General features: G+C 58.9%; 18 protein-coding genes. 3 read left to right on the forward strand and 15 right to left on the reverse strand.

Annotation, left to right across the window (positions count from 1 at the left end; genetic code table 11):
- Positions 1–190: 190 nt before the first annotated feature.
- The 3 genes from FFS30_RS07170 to FFS30_RS07180 form a co-directional block, all read right to left on the reverse strand.
- On the reverse strand, positions 191–598 hold the full coding sequence (locus FFS30_RS07170; RefSeq protein WP_137912372.1) for a hypothetical protein: 408 nt from the start codon (positions 596–598) through the stop codon (positions 191–193).
- Between the two features lie 92 nt (positions 599–690).
- Positions 691–1,113, reverse strand: a complete 423-nt coding sequence (locus FFS30_RS07175) for a ClpX C4-type zinc finger protein (RefSeq protein ID WP_171014462.1) — start codon at positions 1,111–1,113, stop codon at positions 691–693.
- A gap of 98 nt (positions 1,114–1,211) precedes the next feature.
- Positions 1,212–1,583, reverse strand: a complete 372-nt coding sequence (locus FFS30_RS07180) for a hypothetical protein (protein ID WP_137912374.1) — start codon at positions 1,581–1,583, stop codon at positions 1,212–1,214.
- Positions 1,584–1,891: 308 nt separating this feature from the next.
- Between FFS30_RS07180 and FFS30_RS07185 the strand changes: the two genes are divergently transcribed.
- Positions 1,892–2,638 (forward strand): phytanoyl-CoA dioxygenase family protein, encoded by a 747-nt coding sequence (locus FFS30_RS07185; protein ID WP_137912375.1) that lies wholly within the window; start codon positions 1,892–1,894, stop codon positions 2,636–2,638.
- On the forward strand, positions 2,635–5,043 hold the full coding sequence (locus FFS30_RS07190) for a DEAD/DEAH box helicase (protein WP_137912376.1): 2,409 nt from the start codon (positions 2,635–2,637) through the stop codon (positions 5,041–5,043). Before FFS30_RS07185 ends, FFS30_RS07190 begins: the two co-directional genes overlap by 4 nt.
- Positions 5,044–6,840: 1,797 nt before the next feature.
- On the opposite strand, the gene FFS30_RS07195 is transcribed toward FFS30_RS07190, so the two are convergent.
- The 7 genes from FFS30_RS07195 to FFS30_RS07225 form a co-directional block, all read right to left on the reverse strand.
- Positions 6,841–7,347: a hypothetical protein gene (locus FFS30_RS07195; protein WP_137912377.1), complete on the reverse strand. Its 507-nt coding sequence runs from the start codon at positions 7,345–7,347 to the stop codon at positions 6,841–6,843.
- A gap of 98 nt (positions 7,348–7,445) precedes the next feature.
- A complete protein-coding gene (locus tag FFS30_RS07200; protein ID WP_137912378.1) occupies positions 7,446–7,877 on the reverse strand; it encodes a hypothetical protein in 432 nt (143 codons plus the stop codon).
- 107 nt (positions 7,878–7,984) lie between these two features.
- Positions 7,985–8,410, reverse strand: coding sequence for an ankyrin repeat domain-containing protein (locus FFS30_RS07205; RefSeq protein ID WP_137912379.1), 426 nt, complete (start codon positions 8,408–8,410; stop codon positions 7,985–7,987).
- Positions 8,411–8,501: 91 nt separating this feature from the next.
- Positions 8,502–8,849, reverse strand: a complete 348-nt coding sequence (locus tag FFS30_RS07210) for a hypothetical protein (RefSeq protein WP_137912380.1) — start codon at positions 8,847–8,849, stop codon at positions 8,502–8,504.
- 89 nt (positions 8,850–8,938) lie between these two features.
- Positions 8,939–9,361 (reverse strand): hypothetical protein, encoded by a 423-nt coding sequence (locus FFS30_RS07215; RefSeq protein WP_137912381.1) that lies wholly within the window; start codon positions 9,359–9,361, stop codon positions 8,939–8,941.
- 104 nt (positions 9,362–9,465) lie between these two features.
- Positions 9,466–9,978: a DUF4375 domain-containing protein gene (locus FFS30_RS07220; RefSeq protein ID WP_249352228.1), complete on the reverse strand. Its 513-nt coding sequence runs from the start codon at positions 9,976–9,978 to the stop codon at positions 9,466–9,468.
- The gene (locus FFS30_RS07225) at positions 9,953–10,918 is read right to left on the reverse strand and encodes an alpha/beta fold hydrolase (RefSeq protein ID WP_137912383.1); all 966 of its coding nucleotides are present in this window, start codon (positions 10,916–10,918) and stop codon (positions 9,953–9,955) included. The genes FFS30_RS07220 and FFS30_RS07225 overlap by 26 nt, the downstream gene beginning before the upstream one ends.
- Before the next feature lie 116 nt (positions 10,919–11,034).
- Between FFS30_RS07225 and FFS30_RS07230 the strand changes: the two genes are divergently transcribed.
- On the forward strand, positions 11,035–11,931 hold the full coding sequence (locus FFS30_RS07230; RefSeq protein WP_249352230.1) for an AraC family transcriptional regulator: 897 nt from the start codon (positions 11,035–11,037) through the stop codon (positions 11,929–11,931).
- Between the two features lie 127 nt (positions 11,932–12,058).
- Here the strand turns inward: FFS30_RS07230 and FFS30_RS07235 are convergent, their stop codons facing one another.
- The 5 genes from FFS30_RS07235 to FFS30_RS07255 form a co-directional block, all read right to left on the reverse strand.
- The gene (locus FFS30_RS07235; protein ID WP_137912385.1) at positions 12,059–12,637 is read right to left on the reverse strand and encodes an SH3 domain-containing protein; all 579 of its coding nucleotides are present in this window, start codon (positions 12,635–12,637) and stop codon (positions 12,059–12,061) included.
- 307 nt (positions 12,638–12,944) lie between these two features.
- A complete protein-coding gene (locus FFS30_RS07240) occupies positions 12,945–14,756 on the reverse strand; it encodes a DUF885 family protein (RefSeq protein WP_212742419.1) in 1,812 nt (603 codons plus the stop codon).
- On the reverse strand, positions 14,753–15,199 hold the full coding sequence (locus FFS30_RS07245) for a lipocalin-like domain-containing protein (RefSeq protein ID WP_212742420.1): 447 nt from the start codon (positions 15,197–15,199) through the stop codon (positions 14,753–14,755). The genes FFS30_RS07240 and FFS30_RS07245 overlap by 4 nt, the downstream gene beginning before the upstream one ends.
- Before the next feature lie 87 nt (positions 15,200–15,286).
- Positions 15,287–15,766, reverse strand: a complete 480-nt coding sequence (locus tag FFS30_RS07250) for a hypothetical protein (protein ID WP_137912387.1) — start codon at positions 15,764–15,766, stop codon at positions 15,287–15,289.
- 113 nt (positions 15,767–15,879) lie between these two features.
- Positions 15,880–19,551, reverse strand: a complete 3,672-nt coding sequence (locus tag FFS30_RS07255) for an SBBP repeat-containing protein (RefSeq protein ID WP_137912388.1) — start codon at positions 19,549–19,551, stop codon at positions 15,880–15,882.
- Positions 19,552–19,581: the final 30 nt, after the last annotated feature.

The raw sequence follows: 19,581 nt of genomic DNA on the forward strand, positions 1-19,581 counted from the left end.
GGTCTTTGTACCCAAGCCTCGTCAATAAGTAGCAGCTTTGGTTGAATAGACGCGGTGCTGCCACAAAGCGGACATGGCTCGAAGGTGACTTGCGGCATCGGGTGTGGCGCCTAACGCTGAGCTAAGCGGCCGCTGCCGCGAGGAGTGTCAGGATACCGCAAGCCGTCACGGCGGTCCGCTTGAGGAATAGTTAGGTGCACGCCTCGGCTTCTGACCACCAGCGTAGGTTTGAAACCTTGCCGCTCCCAAGTAGCAGCGCCTCAAGTGCAGAGGCAAGCTCTGTGACCTTTGCTGTGGCGTCGATTTTGCGAAACAACCTACGGACGAACGGCTTTGATGGCTCGATGAAACAGAGGAAGCCGTCTTGGAACTCCTCGTAGTTACCGCAGCCGACCCACAAGGGAAATTCGGAATTGGCTAACTCAACCCGCCAGCACCAGTCTTCGGGGTCAACTGCGGTTACCGAGAACCCGTAAGCAGGCAAGTGTTGTGCAACGTAGTCAGCCAGCTTTTTGCCAAAACGCCCTGGATTTATCTGCTCACCCTCGCCCGGCTCGGCAGGGAATTCCGAAGAAGCAAACTCAACGTGAGTTCTCACGGATAAGCACCTAACGCTCGAGCTAAGCGGCCCCTGCCGCGAGGGGTGTCAGGATACCGCAACCTGTCGCAGCGGTCCGCTTAAGCGAATAGTTAGGTGCAGCCCTCATCAGCAACTAGCGTATGCAGATACTGGATACATGCGCGACAAATGACTGCCCTGCTCGATGCAAGCATTCCGCCTTCGACCTGATTGCTTGACTTGCCACAAAAAGAACAACTGATCGGAACTCCATCAGAAGCGCCAGTGCTCGGATCGTAACGGTGAAGCGTTGGCACCGTTGGCGAGACGTGCTCGACCAGACGCACTGAGACGACGTCTCCAAGTTGAAGGGGAGCAGAAAGCCAAGCCGCTTCCGCGTTGGGCTCGCCTTGAATTTCAACGGAACCCGACACAACGAGAACAGTTTCGTCCAGCTGCGGAGCCGTAAATACTCGCGCCTCAATACTCTCAGCGTTTGGCACTCCAGCCACACTTTTCAGCTCGCCATTTAGCGAAATTTCAAGAGAAAGCACAGGATCTCCTGTTGCACCTAACGCTTGAGGCAAGCGGCCGCTACCACGATGAGTGCCAGGTTGGCGTGCAACATCGCAGCAGTCCACTTGACTGATAGTTAGGTGTCATCGAGCGGCATGGGATCTGCCAAGTGAACGCCGACGTAGGTAGTTATGGAACCAGCAACAGGTTTCCCTTTGTCTTCAATCGGCTTGAACGTCCAAGTAAGTACCGTGTCCACCATTGACTGCATTTCTTTCTGGGTCATCTGCATTTTGGGCTCTGTTCGCAACGCCTTGACGCTCTTCGGCAAACCCTTCTCATCGAGATATACCGTGCAGTAAATCCTGAAATACGTCGTCGATCTTTTGGGTACAGGAGGCGACACGCGCACCTGAGGGTTCGATGCATCAAATCTGGCTTCGCCAGGTATCGCGACGACCAACGCGACCAAGCCGAGAAAGCTCATCAAGAATGTCGCTCTCAACATTTGGGCACCTAACGCTTGACCTAAGGGGCTGCCGCCGCGATGCATTGCAGTCTAGCGCAGACCGACATCGGCAATCCGCTTGAGTGATAGCTTGGCGTCATACTTCGGACCGATGCCAGTGGTCGTGTAGCTGGCGCAAAAAGTCGTCGTTCAGCTCGTAGCGGCTCGCTGAGCCGATGACGGAATCGTAGCTGCAAGCGGGACAGCAGGCCTTTGTGCCGCGAAATGGAGACGAATCATTGCGCAATGCGCCTGGGTGCTTCGGAAGCCCTTGAACAGCTTCGCCGCGGCGCAGCGAGTGCGAGCTGATGTCATACTCGCAAGGCAATGTGGCGGAGGTTGCGCTGGCGTATCGAGACAGTGGCGAAGCGTTTGCCGCGGAAGGGTTTGAGCTGATACCCGGTGTTCTATCAGAGCACGAATGCGACAATATGATCCGTAAGGTGACGGACATCGCGTGTGGAAGCGCCGGTACGCGGAACCTGCTGTGCCAGTCATGGTGCTGCGATCTTGCTGGGCTTCTTCGCAAGGAACCTCGGATCCGACGCCGCCTTCCCCAATTGGCCGTTGCGGTTCAATGCACTTTCTTCGACAAATCGGATCGACAGAACTGGCTCGTCGCTTTTCATCAGGATCTCTTAATTCCGGTAGAGCAGAGGATTGACTCGCCGGACTGCGCGGCGTGGTCTGAGAAGGAAGGTGCGGTCTTTGTTCAACCGCCGACCGAAGTGCTTCGACAACTTGTCGCAGTTCGCGTCCATCTCGACAACAGTGCGACTGAGAACGGACTGCTAAGAGTTCTCCCAAGGTCGCACCAGGACGGCCGCTTGCGTGCTGAGCAAATTCAGCAGTGGCGCAGAACCACCCGGGAGGTTAGCTGCCTCGCGCCGAAAGGTAGCGTGCTGCTCATGAGTCCGCTCCTTCTTCACGCGTCATCGAAGGCAAAGAGTTCAGAGCCCAGACGCGTGCTTCATTTCCTCTTCGGCCCTCCGAATTTGCCTTCAGGGCTGAAGTGGCGAAGCTTTAACGGCGACGCTGAACTCCCCTCCGAATGAAGGCAAAGACGCCATCACTGAGTGAGCAGGTTGCTGCCCTGCAGATCGAGAATGCGCGGCTGGTTGCACTCCTTGAAACGCACGGCATTGCATGGCGCAATGCGTGCGAAAAACTGGCGCCGCCACCAACGCCCGAATCCGAAAGTCCGAAACGCAGCGCGGCGGAGAAGGTTGAACTATTTCGACATCTATTCCGCGGGCGCTTGGACATCTATCCGGTCCGCTGGGAGAGCAAGTCCACTGGCAAGGCGGGCTATGCACCAGCATGTGCCAACGAATGGCGTCCCGGTGTCTGCGAGAAGCCGAGAATCAAATGCTCCGACTGTCTCCATCGCCAGTTCATACCGCTGACTGACGCCGTCGTCTACGACCACCTTGCTGGTAAGCAGACCATCGGCGTCTATTCATTGCTGACCGACGACACGTGCCACTTCCTGGCGGTCGACTTCGACGAAGCGCAATGGCGCGAGGATGCAAGAGCATTCATCCAGTCTTGTCGAGAGCTTGGAGTCCCAGCCGCCCTAGAAATTTCCCGGTCCGGCAATGGTGCTCACGTATGGGTGTTCTTTACGAGCTCAGTCGCGGCGCGTGACGCACGACGCCTCGGCACATCTATCATTAGCTACACCTGTGCGCGAACGCGACAGTTGAATCTGAATTCCTACGATCGCCTGTTTCCGAACCAAGACACGATGCCGAAAGGCGGGTTTGGCAATCTGATCGCGCTGCCCCTGCAGAAGAAACCACGCGAGCAAGGATGGAGCCTGTTTGTCGACGATGATCTCGTACCTCACGGCGACCAATGGGCGTTTCTCGCTTCGCTCGGTCGAATGTCGCCGAACGACGTCGAACCGACCATCTTGCGCGCGACCGGTGGTTCACATCCGCTCGATGTGACGTTCATCGAGGAGGAAGATCATCGCGAGCCATGGAAGCGGAACGCGGCAGCCACCAGTAGGTTGGCGGGTCCGATGCCCGAGGCGTTGACGGTGACTTTGGCCGACCTCCTCTACTTCGAAAAATCGTTGCTCCCGCAGCCGCTCGCGAATCGCTTGATTCGGCTCGCCGCCTTTCACAATCTGGAGTTCTACAAAGCGCAGGCAATGCGGTTTCCTGTGTGGGACAAACCGCGGGTGATTGGGTGTGCGGAGAACTTTCCCAATCACATTGCCTTGCCTCGCGGTTGTCTGGATGCGGCGGTTAGATTGCTGACGGAACACAGCATTCGCGTGGAACTGCGAGACGAACGGTTTCAGGGCAAGGCGATCGACGTCTCGTTCGTCGGCAGCCTGCGGTCGGACCAGGAAGTCGCGGTGTCGGCCATGATGAAATTTGATATCGGAATCCTGTGCGCGCCGACGGCATTCGGCAAGACCGTTTGCGCTGCCTCGATGATTGCCCGGCGACGGACCAACACGCTTGTGCTCGTCCATCGGACCGAATTGCTGAGGCAATGGCAGGAACGTTTGCAATCTCACTTGCAGGTGGGCAAGGACGTCATTGGCGTCATTGGTGGGGGCAAAAAGAAGCCGACCGGAACGATCGACATCGCGGTGATCCAATCTCTGTACCAGAAAGGTGAGGTCAGCCCGATCGTTGAGAATTATGGGCACGTCATCGTCGACGAATGCCATCACGTCGGCGCTCAGTCGTTTGAAGCGGTATTGAAGCGAGCCAAGGCCAAGCATGTAGTGGGTCTCACGGCTACGCCGATTCGACGTGACGGGCAGCAACCGATCATCTTCATGCAGTGCGGGTCGGTCCGACATTCCGCAGCCAAGCCTGAAGACGCGCCGAGCGACCAGGAGGTTGTGGCCCTGTATGTCAAACGAGAGATTGGTCTCCCAGAGACCGCAGGAATTCAGCAGGTCTTCCGCGACATCGCTGCTGACCCGCAGCGAACCAAAGTCATTGCTGATGAGATCTCCACGGCGGTCGGACATGGACGGAAGATTCTGGTTCTGACCGAGCGCACTGAGCACTTGGATTCATTGCTGTTGGCACTCGACGGGAATGTGCCGAAACCGTTCGTGCTTCATGGCCGAATGTCAAAGAAGCAGCGCGCGAAGCTTATCGAAGAACTCGATGCGCTACCGTCGGACGCACCACGCGTGTTGCTTGCTACGGGCAAACTTGTCGGAGAAGGCTTTGATCATCCGCCGCTCGACACGTTGATACTCGCGATGCCGATTTCGTGGAAGGGAACTTTGCAACAATACGCAGGGCGCTTGCACCGGACCCATGCGAACAAGGCTCGTGTGCAGATCGTGGATGTCGTGGACACCGGGCACCCAGCGCTCATGCGCATGTGGGAGAGACGACAACGCGGTTACAAAGCAATGGGCTACCGATTCGCGCCGAGTGAAACCGATTCTCCACAATTGCCAATCGACTCTCCACGCTAATCCAGTTTGCCAGGATACTACTGCAACCTGTCGCAGCGGTCCGCTTGAGCGAATAGTCAGGCAACCTCAGGAATGCCCATGCAGACGGCGTGCTGCGAGGGGCGCCGACGGCCTATTTGGGACGCGACCCAGAAGGACGCCTTATGAAGGTGATGAAGAGCCAATGAGCAAGAAAACCAACGATGCCAAGAAAAATTGCTCGTGGCCAATCGAGTCGGTAGACGCCAGAACCTGAGATGAGCAGGCTGTATATGAGGGTGCCAACAAGCAGACCAAATCCGGTTTGCATAGCTTTGAGCATGAGTTGAATCTCTTTGCGGCCTAACGCTGAGCTAAGCGGCCGCTGCCGCTGGGAGCGTCAGGATACCGCAACCTGTCGCAGCGGTCCGCTTGAGCAAATAAGTTAGCCTTGCTACAACGCCGGTTGAAACTCAGCCTTACACGAGGCATCGTCGATGGTAACGCCAAACCCGCCGTGGACAAGGACAACCCAAGTGCAAGAAGTGCCCGAGCAAGAGTAGGACGAGGAAAAACTTGCGTTGCTGGGAAGCTCGACCCGTTTCAGATGAAGCGTTGCTCGCGCGATAGCCTCGACTTGCGGACGATTGAGGCATGACGTTTTGGCGCTAGAGACGCAGTGAACTTGGTGTGCGGCTACTGCCTCGTCGGATGGGCACGAGTAGCCGAATGCAGAGCGCGCCGCAAGTAAACTGATGCTGAGGATGAGAAAACTTCTCATGCGAGGTTAACGCTTAAGCTAAGCAGCCGCTGCCGCGGGGTGTCAGAATATGGTAGCCGTCGAACAGCGGGTTCAGGCAAACGTGAGGAAGCGACATTCATGTTTCTGTCACATGTGGCCGCTAAACGGGGAACTCAAAAGCCACAGCAAAAAGCGAGGTGGTTCTCAAATTTTCGTGGCCAAACTATGCTTTCAAAAAGTGGCCAGACTATGCTTTCACCCACACTTTTGTGGGTGAAAGCATAAGTTGGCCGTTTTGGCCAACCGATGCTTGCAAAATAAGCATAGGTTGGCCACGAGTCGATATTTTGGCGATCCGGTGCCAACCGATAACTTCGCTGCCGGACTGATACAGGAAGGCCCTCGCTCGCTACTGGATTTCGTGGAAGGTCCGGTTTCGGCCAGAAGCGGACTTATGGAGATTCGAATTGCTTGCCCCCAAGCAGTCACTCGCGGATCCGCTTCTGGCCCAACGCTTGAGCTAAGCGACTTCCACCGCGATGCGTCGCAGTCTACGCAGACCGACACCGGCAATCCGATTGAGCGAATAGTTAGGCGGCAAACACAACCGAACTACGAACTGACCTTGAAGGGATTAGCAACGTGGATCGCAGTGCCGCGATGGTCGTTGAACGCCCCTTCAAGAGACCACCGCTCTTCGCGGTAGCACCACAAGGCTTGAGTTTCTTGAACGGCTACTGCGACATCACTCTGAGTATCAATTAGCTCAAGGGGGTAGCCAGCAAGCCCGCCGCGTACCCGAACGGGCATCAACTGCACCCACTCGACCTCCCGAAAAGGCAGCGGGCCCCAACACGCTTCAAGATAGCCATTGATGGGAATCGTGAGGAGTTGACCCTACGGAGACATGCCTTTTTTTGACGCAAGCCGTGTCCAACAGCGGAAGCAGTGGACGATGGCACAGATGGGTTGCCAGTAGCTTTGCGCGTCGCGCGTCATGAGCCGGTGCCTTTGTGCCGCCTAACGCTTGAGGTAAGTGGCCGCTGCCACAGCGGGTGTCAGGTTACGTGGCAGGTCGCAGCGGTCCGCTTAACCAACTAGTTAGAGCCGAATACACGCCACGCCCGGAAGCGAGGAATGCCAAAGAAGATGCGTACTTTGTCGCTGAAGTACATGCGAAGCGGATAAAGAACCGCGAGGATAGTTACCAAGGCCTCGCCGACCGCGGCGCCCAGCATTTGATTCGGAGCAATTGGCAGCAGAGGAATTGGCCCGGAAGGCGGGGAGATTCGGCTGTGAAATATCACAAAAAGAATAAGAAGGGCGAACGCTATGCCGCAATACCAAGCCCAACGCTTGCGGCGAGCGAGGCCCACGAAAAGTGCAATGAAGACGACGAGCATAGTTAGCGGCCAGAGCAGGATGAGGACGAGCCTTGGTAGGGGTGTGCCACTGTTTAGCAGCCCTGGTAATGCGAGAATGATTCGCTGCAGTGCGAAAAGCGCCGAGAGCATCACCGCGATGAGAATAATTTGCGTAACCCAAATCAGAAGCGGACGACGGGGAAATGGGGCATTTGTTGCTGCGCTCGAAGACTCTTCCATCCGGCTTTAATGCTTGAGCTAAGCGGCCGCTGCCGCGATGAACGCCAGGATACCGCAACCCGTCACGGCGGTCCGCTTGAGCGAATAGTTCGCATGCGTCACAACGAAACCCAAAGGATGAGACTCTTGTGACCCTGTACAGCGCTCGATGAAAGCTTACGCACCGCTTGGAGCATTGCCACTACGTCTGATACCTGCCAGCGGTCCATCGCGAGCTCGTCCGTGCGAGACCATAACTCCGCAACATGCAATATGTCAGAGTCTTTGACAGCTGCGATGTTCGCAGTTAACTCCCCAGGCACGACGATAGCCCACGGGCCTTCGTGTTGATCATTAGAAAATAACTTGAACTTGGAAAGATCTGCTTCGTTGAATTCAGAATGCTTAAGGATTGCCCAGAGCTGGCAGAGATTGACCTCGCTTAGCCCTTTGAATTGAGCGCTTTCCCATTTCGCTGAGGGATTGACGCTCTTTAGAATTGATGGAACCTCACGCGTGTCCGCTACGATGAAGTCAGAAAGCATTCCCACTGAGTCTCTCCTAAGCACGCTAACGCTTGAGCTAAGCGGCCGCTGCCGCTGGCTGTCAGGATACCGCAACCGCCCCGTAGCGGTCCGCTTGTGCGAATAGTTAGGGCTCAACTGACATCTACGAAGAACTGAGCCACATTGTAGTTGGCAATGGTGCGAGCCAGGCTGACTGGCGAAACACCATGTTTATTTGAAGCAGCAGGGTCTGCACCTGCCTGCCGAAGAAGCGCTATAACGGAACCGTCGCCTTTTGAACTAAATACGGCTGTCGAGAGCAGTGTATTGCCATGCATGTCGCGTATATCTGGAGTGGCACCCGCACCGAGCAAGAGCGCAATAACTTCGCCTGAAGTAGCTTGAGCAGCAAAATGAAGCGGCGCCCAGCCTCGGTTGTCTTGAGTATTCGGATCAAGACCAGATGATAGTAGTGTCTTGCACAGGGCGGCATCGCTCTCTGCGGCAGCATAATGGAGCGAGGTGCGACCTTCGCGATCGACACCAAGGCGCTCTATTTTGGGTTGCCTGTATTTCACAAATTGAGCCCTAACGCCAAGCTAAGCGGTTGCTGCCGCGAGGGATGTCAGGATGCCTCAACCCGTCACAGCGGTTCGCTTGAGTGAATAGTTAGGGCTGCTTGGCGACATATGCAGAGCTGACACCGTACGCGAGCCCGAAAATACCCCCGAAAACTACAAACCATAGCGGCACCACCACAGGCGCAGTTTGAGGGACCACCAAGATTGCTAGCAGCCATCCGAAGACGTTGTAGCCGAAGAAAGCGAGCGCCAACAGCCGAGTAGCTCTTTGTTTTGCACGAATGAACGCTACAAGCGACACAATGGCCCAGATGAACTCAATGCTGGAGAACGTGATAGAAACGCTATCGCAGGCGCCATTGTTTTTGAAAAGGATGGCGGCATCGATGACCTGGGTGACGCCGATTGCTGCGCTGCCGATTGAGTAAGTTCTCATGCAGCCCTTGCGCTTGAGCTAAGCGACTGTCGCCGCGATGCGCTGCAGTCTAGCGCAGACCCACATCGGCAGTTCGTTTGAGCGAATAGTTAGGTGCTGCTGTCTTGTGGCTGGGTCGCCAACTGTTTTGCTAGGCGGCGCGAACCAACTAGCGCAATGCTAACAAGTACGAGTACGACAAGATGCATGACGAAGCCAGACCAAAGACCGAGATACGCCGCAAGCAAAGTGTCTGCAATGTAGATGGCTAGCCCTACTGCAAGAAGTGCACGAAATTTTGAGGAAAAATACGCGAGTGCTGCGAACACGGCTGCGGCGGCGAAATGAGGCCAAGCAGCGGTTAGAAGGAAAGGCGCGACCAAGCCGGCGAGAATTAAAAAGTCCTGACCTATAAGTAGGAAAAGCCCGTTGAGAAAAGTGAAGAAAGCTACCCAATAGGTCCAGTTACGCGGAGCGCGACGCATACGCTCAACGCGAAATGAGATGACGCTTTCGTTCTGACTCTCGGACACGAGAATTCTCTCCTTGGGTGCCTAACGCTCGAGCTAAGCGGCTGCCGCCGCGACGCGCTGCAGTCTAGCGCAGACCGACACCGGCAGTCCGCTTGAGCAAATAGTTAGTCATGGCTTGCTGAGTAATATATCGCGAGGTCTGCGAGAGCTAGACGGAAGCTGGGCTCGGGATATGCTTGAAGAGCAACGGTTTCAGCGTCGAACGCGTCGGGTGGCAGCCGCTCAAGATGAGCGAGACGAACCTGACGGTCGTGTAGGTACAGCCCGGCGCCGAGTTTGCTGATCGCAGATTCGAACTGTGCCAAGGTTTGTTTTGCACCAAGGCGAGCAAGACCAGACAACACAAGCGAGCTTAAATCACCGCATGAGTTTGCAAAGAATTGATGAAGGCCGCCGTTCATGACCTCGCCCTCGAGCCAGAACAAGGCGATAGCCTCTTGCTCGGGGTGGGAAAGCGCCTCAAATCCGAGTTTAGACCAGCGTTCTTCGAGCTTCGCATGCGCTTGAGATTGCTGTGGCGTTTCTGCCATTTTTAACGCTTGAGCTAAGCGGCGGCGGCCGCGAGGGATGTCAGGATAAACGCGCTGAACTTCAAGCGCGAATGCGCCACAACACACGCGCTTCCTCCGCAATCACATCCGGAAATTCCTCGGGGAAGAACAGCTTCGCGCCGGGCAGGCGGCGCACGCCTTGCGAATTGGGGAAGACGCGCGCCAGGTAGTCGGCGTCGCTCTGCGCGAAGATGTCGTCATCGGTGCCCCAAACGATGCGCACGGGCACTGTGCAACGTTTTAGCGCGGTTTCTATGCCGGCGAGCGGATTGGGTTCGAGCGCGAGATGATAGGCCTCGAACTGTTTGCGGCGCAGTGGCGAACTCACGAGCGGTGCGATGTAATAGTCGATGGTTTCGTCGGCGAATGCCGCCGGATCGCGGAACACGGCCGCACCGAGGGTCGCGCGAGCGAGCGCTTTGTCCGACACCCATTTGGCTATCGAGTCGGCAAGCGTGCCGGCACGTGCCTGCTCGATCATCGGCTTGACTTTGGGCGGCGGGCTGTCGGGCTCGACGTCGCAGTTGGTCAGCAAGAGCGAACGCACGCGGCCGGGATTGTTCGCGGTGAACAGTTGCGCGACCGCGCCGCCGCTGTCGCTGGCGACGAGGTCGACGTCGGCGATGCCGAGTTTGTCCAGCAGCGCGGCGATCATCGCGGCCTGGTCGCCGGCACCGAGCGCCTGCTGCGCGGGCACTTCCGAATAGCCTAGCCCCATCAAGTCGGGCGCGATGCAGCGCCGGTGTGCGCCGAGGCGGTCGATCGCGCCGCGCCATTGATAACCGTTGAGCGGCAGTCCGTGCAGGAACAGCGCGGCCCGGCCTGCACCGCGCTCGACGTAGGCGATGCGTCCTTGCGGCAGTTCCGCATGGCGACGCGCGGCGCGGAATGCGGCAACGTCCATAGGCTTCGCCGCCGACGCGGCAGCGGTACCGTACTGCCATGTTGCCAGCGCGCAAGCGCCGGCTGCGCCCGCTGCCAAACCGAGGAATTGCCTGCGCTGCATAGGTGCTCCTTTGCGATGTCTGCGATGGCGAAAGTCTCTCAGTCGACATCGCGACGCGCGCGCACGAACGGCCACAAGCAGACACGCGCAGATGACTTTCGACACATGCCGTGTGCATGGCACGAGCACATCATCGCGGTGTGAACGACCGCCCCGGCAGCTATCCGCTTCCCGCGCCGTCCTCGATGGCCGGCCCCGGTGGCTTGCGCGCACCGCTGCTCGACACGCTCACCGTGCCGGTGCCAGGCGGCGCTTTCGATCCGCCGCTCGACCACCGCCATGTGCTCTGCATACATCTCGGCGGCCCGGTACCGGTGTCGCATCGCGCCGATGGCCGCGACAACCGCGGCGTGCGCCTGCACGGACAAATCTGCGTTTCTCCGACCGGCTCGACCACGCGCTGGATTCTGTCGCGGCCGGCGCGCTCGTTGCTGCTGCGGTTGACGCCTGCGCTGATCGGCGACACCGCCGAAGCGATGGGCGTGGCCTTGGCTGACGCGGACCTAGCGCCGTCGGCCCATGTCCGCGACCCGCAGATCGAACGCATCGCCTGGATGATGCAGGCCGAAGGTCGCGACAACTATCCGGGCGGCCGCCTGTTCGCCGACGGCCTTGCGTGCGCGCTTGCCGCGCGACTGCTTGCACGGCAGGCGCGCCGCGGTGCGCAAGCACCGGACGACGACGGACCGGCACTGCCACCATGGCGCCTGCAGCGCGTGCTCGACTACGTGGATGCGCATCTCGACGAGGACTTGTCGCTCGCCGAACTCGCCGCCGTGGCCGGATTCAGCGTGTCGCATTTCAAGCCGCTGTTCCGGCGCGCGGTCGGCATGCCTGCACATCGCTTCGTGCTTGAGCGCCGCGTCGACCGCGCGCGTTCATTGCTGCTTGACAGCCGCAAGAGCATGACCGAAATCGCGCTCGAATCGGGCTTCGCCCACGCCAGCCATATGGCGCGCTGCATGCGGCGCGTGCTCGGCTGCAGTCCGGCGCAGATCGTGCAGGCCCGCTAGCGCAGCCGGACCGGCAAAATCTACATCAGTCAGATCGCGGACAACGACCGGGGAACGGTCCTTGTTCAAAGCGGCGGGCTCATCGCCGATCGCCGCAACATGCGCCGCGGCGATCGCATCGGATACTTCAGTGCCGCTCTTCGCGGTGCTCGGCTTCGCGACGCGGCTCCACGCGCGGCGGTTCGCGGTGTGTCTCGATCGGACGGCCGACCGGCGCATGCGCAAACGGATGCCCATTAAGTTCATGCACCGGACCATGCACATAGTCGCGCACCGGGCCGCGGTACACCGGCGGCGGCCGGTGTGCGAACGGACGCGCAAACCAGCGGTCGTGCTGAGCCCAGAACGGGCGGCCGCGATAATAGCGGCCCCAATAGTCGGCAATCGAAAACGTCACGATGGGAATGCCGATCGCGGCGCCGATTCCGGCGACGAAAGCAGGACCGCCGTTGTATTCGTACTGAATGATGTTGCCCGGCAGCCAGCCGCGGTCCTCACCGGCAACCACGTCGCACCAGGCATAGCCGTCGGTGCACCCCTCGACAAAGACGCGTGCGCCGGCCGGCACCGTTTCGATCGGCGGATAACCCGGATCTGGCGCGGAGTACAAGGTTGTCGTTGCGACCGTATATCCCTCCCCGGCCAGCGCGCCGGTGGAGATTGCGGCAAGCACGCACACTGCTATCGAACGAACGAAACCACGCATGCGTCTACTCCTCGTCGACTGCGATGACTCGATTCTCCGCCCGCTTTTCGACAGTCACAAGAAATAGCGCGTTAAAAATTGTCGCCGCTCGTCAGCGAATTGTGTCTCGCGCAAATCGGTTTCGTCGCACGCGATTGTTGTTCGCTCAATTCCAACGACACCATTAAATTTCGGCAGTCTCGGTAAATCGTGATCGCCCGATTCTGACAATACTCGCGGCGACCGACAAATACTTACGCGCCTCAGCATGCGAGGCGCGAAGAACGCGCTCGCAGACTTTCGATCTCAAACCCCTCTCGCCTTCGATCTAGGAAGACGAAGCGTGCGTCTGCGCTATCCACGCATCGATGCGCGCTTCGAGGACGTTGAGTGGAAGCGCACCGGAATCGATGACGGTGTCGTGGAATTTCTTGATATCGAACCCGGCACCCAGGCGCGTTTGCGCGCGCTGGCGCAGGTCGAGAAGTTTGAGTTGTCCGATTTTGTATCCCAAGGCCTGACCGGGCCAGGCGATGTATCGGTCCGTCTCGCGCTGAACATTGGTTTCGCTCACCGAGGAATGATCGTGGAAGAAGTCCACGACTTGCTGGCGGCTCCAATGTTTAGCGTGAATCCCGGTATCGACGACGAGGCGGATCGCGCGCCAGATATCGCTCTGCAGGCGGCTGTAGTCGCTGTAGGGATCTTTGTAGAAGCCGAGATCCTTTCCGAGCCGCTCGCTGTAAAGCGCCCAGCCTTCGAGATACGCGGTGTTCGTATACTTTTTGCGGAACTCCGGCAGCGCGGTCAGTTCCTGCGCGATGGATATCTGCAAATGATGACCCGGGATACCTTCGTGGTAGGCGATCGGCTCGGCATCGCCGAGCACGATTTCGTCGGCGTTGTAGGTGTTGACGATAACGCGACCGGGACGCTTTCCGTCCGGCGTGCCTTCTTCATAAGTGGCAGGCGGACTCTGCGCTTCCACGTATGCCGGAAAGGCTTCGACGATCAGATCGGCTTTCGGCAGCGTGCCGAAGAGTTCCGGAAGTTTGGTCTTCATCTGCGCGATATCGGTTCGATACAGATCAAGCACCTGCTCTTTCGAAGTCGCGTGAAGTTTGCGATCGGTCTTGATCGCCGCATTGAAACTTTTCAGGTCGTCGTAGCCGAATTTTTTCGCGATGGCAAGCATCTCGGCTTCGTCTTTCTTCACTTCGTCGAGGCCGACCTGATGAACTTCATCCGCAGTCATATTGAGTGTCGTGCTGCGGCGAATGCAGAAGTCGTAATACGCCTTGCCGTCGGTCGTGGTGTCGATGCCGGGCTGCTCGCGGCTTTTCGGGATGTACTGGGTCCGAAGAAACTCCGCAAAGCGCCGGTAGGCCGGCATGACGTCATGGGCTATTGCCGCTTCGATATCGCCCGATAGACGCTTGCGCTCCGCTGCGCCCACGCTCGCAGGAAATTTTTTGATCGGTGCGGCGAACGGGCTGTCCGCCGGCGCCGTGTCGATCAGGGCATGGGTCTGGGTCAGGACTTTTTCCGAGACGAGTTTGGCCTGAACGCGCCCGTCGCGGATGCCCAGTTGCATGTCCGCGGTGATCTGCGCGAACAATACGGGCAGCTTGTGCAAGCGCGCGAGGTAGTTCTCATAGTCCTTCACGTCGTCGAAAGGAATGGCATCGACGAGCCGTGGAACATCGTTATGCACGCCGTGAATCTGGTTGACCGGCATCTGCCATTCCTTGAAGCGGATGCTTTCCTGCTCCTCATCGAGAGAACGCAGGAGCAGTTCGGCCGAGAGCTTGTCTTGTTCGGACAATCCCGCCGTATCGACGGCGCGTACGCGCCGGGTAAATTCGCGGCTGCGCCGCAGTGAATTTTCGATTCCGGTTGCGGAATAGTCGCTCCAGCGATCGTTGTAGCGCTTGTCGCCGAGGGCGGTCGCCTCTTCGGGCGCATAGCGCAGATGATCTTCCCAGTAATCCGAGAAGAGTTTCTTCAGCGTCTGCGAGCGCGCATCGACGCTCGCCACGTTGTTGCCGGAAGCCGCAGACGTCTGCGCGGCCATCGCCCACGACGGTATTGCCGAGAGGCCGAAAACGATCGCGATCGTGCGAAATTTGATCGTGCTCAAGGTTGTGCCCGCTTCCAGATCGAGTAGGCGATCGTGCCATTTCCCGACGCGCTGGCCGGTACCGAATAGGTTAGCGTGCCGTCCTTGAAGGTGTAGTCGCGAGTCTGTTCGCTGCCCTCCCAATTCGGATACGAGGACGACTCGATCTTGAAGACCAGCTTGTGGTGCACGGTATCGATCGATGCGCGGCCCGTATGCGTGCTCGAACCGAGCACCGCATCGCGGTATTCCTGCGCAGTGCCCTGAGCTTTGACGCCGGACGCGAACTTCGCCCGGCCGGGGCGGAAAATCTGCAGTGAATAGCGTCCGCTCTTGTCGATCATGAGCAAGCCTTCGGGATGTTCGCCGTAGTTCGTCGTGCGCGTTCCATCGGCCAGCACCTCGTAGGCCGATGCCATGACCCAAGTGCCTTCCAACGTTAGCGAATCCGTTTCCGTGGCCATTGCGCAACCCTCAAAGGCAAATAGAGCAAGAAAAGTAGTGCAAGCGATTCGATGGAGAATCATGATTTCCTCGTGCAAATGGACGCTTTAGTGAGTATCGGTGGCGGCCTGCGGGTACGTCGCCTGAAAAGTGCCGCGGTCGCCCTGGGCGTTGAACCAGGTTCCGCTGAAAGAAATATTCGGAAAGGTGCCCGTCGGCGGAAATGGCTGGCTGCCGACCGCCGCGAACAACGGAAGTTGATGGCCGAAAGTCAAAGGCGAGACGGTATTCGCGCAGCTGAAGCCGATTCCGGCGAAGCCGTCATTGATCGACGCTCCGGTAGCGATCGCGTTCGTCATCACATAGGGATCGATCAGCGGAGACTGCGCGCTGCTGCTGTCGAACGTGCAAAGCACTGCTCCGTTCGAGGCGATGTAGATGGTCACCGCGCCCGAGTCGTGAATCCCGCTGTAGGTCCCCGTGTACACGGAATACGTCGACTGCGGCGCAGCCGATGCGCTGGACGTGATCAAGAGAATGGACAGCGCCGAAAGAAGGGTAGCTTTGCCGATATGGGTCAGTTTCATAGCAATACTCCGAAGTGATGGTGAACCTGCTGCCTCGAATCCGAACTCCAAAAAAGGAGGTACTCAATAGAGGGCCTTGAATATCCCTGGCTGACACGAAGACGCGTGCACCGTTACGCTCGCCGGCGTCGCAGTCCGCCGATACCGGCGAGGCCGAGGCACATCGCGATCCATCCCCAAGCGGTCATGGCCGGGGCAGGTATCGTCGGCGCAGACGACGAGGCGTTGACGGTTACGCTGAGCGGCACCGCGCTCGCACTGGCACTGTCGTTCGCATCGCCGGAATAGAGCGCGGTGAAGCTATAGGTGCCCGGCGTCAGATTGGGAATGGTCAGCGTCGCCACTCCGCCTCCGGCCAACTGCGCCGCGCCGACCGTCGAACTGCCGTTCTTGAATGTCACTGTGCCGGTCGGTACCGCTGCGGCGGCCGCGCCGGCGGCGACAGCGCGCTTGACCAAACCGTTTGTCACGGCGTTCGTCGTCACCGTAGCGATCAACGTCAACGGTTGTCCGACTTGAGCGGGATTCGGCGTTGCGGTCAACGTGGTGGTGGTGGAAGTGAGCGCGATCGGCGCAAAGCTGGCGATGACGCTGCAATCCGCGGTCACCGCATTCGTCGTATAGGTGACACCCGACAAGTTACCGCCGCAGCTGCCGCCGACACTCGCGCGATAGCCGTTGTTCGGCGTTACCGTGAAAGTGGCCGTTGCGCCGGAAGCGACTGTCTGCGTGGCCGCGGGCGAAATCGATCCGTTCGCTCCGGCGCTCGGCGTAACGACATAGCTGGGCGAACTCGTGCTGCAGACTACGCTGACGTTGGTCACGTTCGCTCCGGCCACGGTGCCGCTGCCGTTGCTCACCGAGCAGGACTGCACCGGCGCACCGGGCTGTGTCGCAACGCCGACTGCGTACGCCGAACCGTTCGTCAGCGCGGCCGGAAAAGCGAAGCTGCCGTTGGCGCTGACCGGCAAGGTCTGCGCGCCATTGTTCAAACTGAGCACGAGGCCGCTGCCGGTGAGGCCGCTGACCGTGCCGCCGATGGTGTAGTTGCTGGCGATCGCAGCGCAGGTGACGGCGATATTGGTCACGTTCGCCTCGGCGATCGAACCGCTGCCCTGACTGACGGTGCAGGTCTGTGCGGGCGAAGCGGTCGGCTGGCTGGAAACCGTTACGGCATAAGGCGAGCCGTCGACCAGCGCAGTTGGAAAAGCAAAGCTGCCAACGGCATTGAGCGTGAGCGTCTGGCTGCCGCCGTTCAAGCTCAACACCAATCCGGAGCCGGTAAGACCCGAGACGGTGCCGCCGACTGTGTAGCCCACTGCGGCGGGAAAAACGAGCTGCGAAACGAAATTCCAAGACCCGTAGTTCGTGACCGTCCCAGGCGACTTGGTTTGATAGGCATTCGCCGTGGTCGGAAAATCGGTGGAAGCGGTGCCTCCAGCGATATACAACGACCCGCCCGGCGCCAGCACAGCACCGAAAGGAGTGTCGAGACCCGATCCACCCAAATAGCTGGCGTAGAGCAGACCGGAGCCGCTGGGATTCAATTCAACGACGAAAGCATCGTCGCTGCCGGCGTATTTCGACTGATACGCATCGGGCGTGACCGGCAGTTTGGGGTCGCCGTAACTGCCTCCCGCACTCGACACGAGATACGCGTTGCCGTTGGCATCGACCGACACGATGTTCGATGCAGCAATATTGGTGTTCGTGCCGCGGAAGCCGGTGGCCGCATAGTAGCTGTCGCTCGCGCTGCCAACGCCGTGCACGTAGGTCGAATAGATCAACGCGCTGGCGGTCGGATTGATTTTGGAAACGAACGCAGACGTGTTGACGCTCCACTCGGGATGAGTGGTCTGGAACGCTCCCGGTGTCGTCGGAAAGTTCGGCGACTGGCTCCAGCCGGCCACATAGGCATTGCCGCCCGCGTCGAGGGCAATACTGTCGACGGCTTCGGAGTAGTTGCCCAGATACGTGGAATACGCGAGTGCCGAACCCGCCGGATTCAACTTCAGCACAAAGCCGATGGAATAAATGCTATTCGCAGGATGCCCGGCCGCCGGCTGGAACACGCCTGCGGTGACCGGGAAGTGAGTCGAAGAGGTTTGGCCGACGACATACGCGTCTCCGGCCGCATCGACCGCGAGGTTGTACGCACCTTGCGTGGCGTCGATGCCGATGAAAGTCGAATAAACAAGTTGGCTCGCATCGGCATTGAGTTTGACGACATAAGCATTGGTCGCGCTCGACGGCGACGAGCTGCTGGTAGTCAGCTTGTTCACAGGCAGTGGTTGATAGGCGCCTGGCGTGGTCGGAAAATCGTTCGAGGTGGTTTCGCCGGCGACATAAACGTTGCCGTTTGGATCGAGTGCGAGCGCGAACGCCGGATCGTCGCCGCTGCCGCCGAGGAAGGTCGAAAACTTCAGACTTCCACCGTCCACGGCAAGCTCGGCGACGAATCCATCGCCGATCGCCAGGGAAATGGAATTGCTGCCGTTGCCGCCGTATTTGCGCTGCACGACGCCCGATGTCGTTGGAAAGTCCGCAGACGCAGTAAAGCCAGCCACATAGGCATGGCCTTGGGCGTCCACCAGCATGCGGAAAATTTCATCGGATCCGCTGCCGCCCAGATACGTGGAGTATTCGAGGCTCTTGCCGTCCGGGCTGAGCTTGCTGATAAATCCGTCTGTCGCCACCGTGTTTTTGCCGAGATTGGCCTTCGGTTCGAGAGCCCCGACAGTCACCGGATACCCATTCGAAAATGTCGAACCGGCGATATAGATCGCACCGCTGCTGTCCACGGCGACGGCATACGCGGAGTTGGGCCCCGCGTTTCCCAGATACGTGGAGTAAGCCAAAGTCGGGTCGATCGTCAGCGCCTGTGACTTGTCATAGGCGGCTACTTGAAATGCGGCGTGGTTTCCACGAACGACGTAGCCGCCATCGATCCGCTTCCGCTGTCCTTCGATGGTTTGATAGATCACCGGTTTGTGCTGAACGACCTTGCCGCCGGCGGTGGCGAGCACGAGATTGCCCTCGGCATCGATGCTGAGTTTGTCGACGCCGTCGAAATCGAGTTTGATCGCCGCAGGATCGGCACCGGGCGCAACGATAAAGTCATATTCGAGCTGCTGCTGATTGCCGTAATAGACGAGGTCAACGCCCGGATAGACGCCGGCGTAACGCACCTTGCCGTAGTGCTGAATCCTGGTATGCCATTTTTCCGGATCGTTGCCGATCAGATAGTTGCTTACACCGGGCTGCGGATCGAGCCCCGTCGCCGGAGCGGCCGCATTTGCATCGCACAGACTCATGCGCACGGCGGCATGAGTGGATTCGCCTTGCGCTTCGGATGCACCGGCCATCGCCGCGCCGGCATGCGCCTTCGCTTTCTGCGGCGAAAGCACGAGCCCGTCTGCGCTTCGGTGCAGATCGAGCACGGCTTCTGCCGCATTGAGGTACAGCCCGTATCCCTGCCCGCGCGCGAAGAATTTCACCCGCGCATCGGTTTGCCCCTGATTGAGCTCGAACGCAATCGGCAAGTTGCCGTAGCTGGCGCTGACCGCCGGTTGACTCGCTTTTGCCGCAGCCTGCGGCGGTGCGATGCTCATCGATGCCGGAGTGGTCGTCGCATCGGCCGATCCATAGCCGATTTCCATTGCAGCCGTGCTGGCCGGAGAGGATGACTCCGCGCTCGCGACTCCGGCGAGCACGGAAAATGCGGCAAGGCCGGCGATCAGGACAGATCGGGGCGATTTTTTATGATGATCGAAAATCTTCGGCATTGACGAACTTCCTGGTAAACGCAGTGCACG

The sequence above is a fragment of the Rudaea sp. 3F27F6 genome, assembly GCF_005503555.1.
In the GTDB taxonomy this organism is placed as follows: domain Bacteria; phylum Pseudomonadota; class Gammaproteobacteria; order Xanthomonadales; family Rhodanobacteraceae; genus Rudaea.

Excerpts from the sequence above, each read along its gene's own strand:
- FFS30_RS07245 (WP_212742420.1), bottom strand. The coding sequence starts at position 15,199 with ATGGCCACGGAAACGGATTCGCTAACGTTGGAAGGCACTTGGGTCATG.
- FFS30_RS07230 (WP_249352230.1), top strand. The coding sequence starts at position 11,035 with ATGGCACGAGCACATCATCGCGGTGTGAACGACCGCCCCGGCAGCTAT.
- FFS30_RS07185 (WP_137912375.1), top strand. The coding sequence starts at position 1,892 with ATGTCATACTCGCAAGGCAATGTGGCGGAGGTTGCGCTGGCGTATCGA.
- FFS30_RS07225 (WP_137912383.1), bottom strand. The coding sequence starts at position 10,918 with ATGCAGCGCAGGCAATTCCTCGGTTTGGCAGCGGGCGCAGCCGGCGCT.
- FFS30_RS07195 (WP_137912377.1), bottom strand. The coding sequence starts at position 7,347 with ATGGAAGAGTCTTCGAGCGCAGCAACAAATGCCCCATTTCCCCGTCGT.
- FFS30_RS07255 (WP_137912388.1), bottom strand. The coding sequence starts at position 19,551 with ATGCCGAAGATTTTCGATCATCATAAAAAATCGCCCCGATCTGTCCTG.
- FFS30_RS07235 (WP_137912385.1), bottom strand. The coding sequence starts at position 12,637 with ATGCGTGGTTTCGTTCGTTCGATAGCAGTGTGCGTGCTTGCCGCAATC.
- FFS30_RS07180 (WP_137912374.1), bottom strand. The coding sequence starts at position 1,583 with ATGTTGAGAGCGACATTCTTGATGAGCTTTCTCGGCTTGGTCGCGTTG.
- FFS30_RS07190 (WP_137912376.1), top strand. The coding sequence starts at position 2,635 with ATGAAGGCAAAGACGCCATCACTGAGTGAGCAGGTTGCTGCCCTGCAG.
- FFS30_RS07210 (WP_137912380.1), bottom strand. The coding sequence starts at position 8,849 with ATGAGAACTTACTCAATCGGCAGCGCAGCAATCGGCGTCACCCAGGTC.
- FFS30_RS07250 (WP_137912387.1), bottom strand. The coding sequence starts at position 15,766 with ATGAAACTGACCCATATCGGCAAAGCTACCCTTCTTTCGGCGCTGTCC.